The 457-nt window shown below is 66.5% G+C and carries 1 protein-coding gene; it reads left to right on the top strand.

The window, feature by feature from the left end:
* The coding region (locus tag RM780_RS27670; protein WP_311633644.1) for an inorganic phosphate transporter at window positions 1-457 on the top strand (457 nt) is incomplete at both ends.

The following is a 457-nucleotide window of genomic DNA, read 5'->3' as shown; positions in this document are numbered from 1 at the left end:
CCCGTGGGGCAGAAGGGGATGGGCATCCTGTTCGCGGCGCTGGTCGGCGCGATCATCTGGAACCTCATCACCTGGTACTACGGTCTCCCCTCCTCGTCCTCGCACGCGCTGTTCGGCGGCATGGTCGGCGCGGCGCTGGCCGGTGGGACGGACGTCATCTGGTCCGGGGTGCTGGAGAAGATCGTCATCCCGATGTTCCTCTCCCCGATCATCGGCCTGGTCGTCGGCTATCTGGTGATGGTCGGCATCCTGTGGATGTTCCGGAACGCCAACCCGCACAAGGCCAAGCGCGGCTTCCGGATCGCGCAGACGGTCTCGGCGGCGGGTATGGCGCTCGGCCACGGACTCCAGGACGCGCAGAAGACGATGGGCATCGTGGTGATGGCCCTGGTCATCGCCGATATCGAGGGCCCCAACGACGAGATCCCGGTCTGGGTCAAGGTCGCCTGTGCGGTGA

This window comes from Streptomyces boetiae (genome assembly GCF_031845405.1).
Taxonomy (GTDB): Bacteria; Actinomycetota; Actinomycetes; order Streptomycetales; family Streptomycetaceae; genus Streptomyces; species Streptomyces boetiae.
This window is presented reverse-complemented; position numbering and strand designations above follow the sequence as displayed.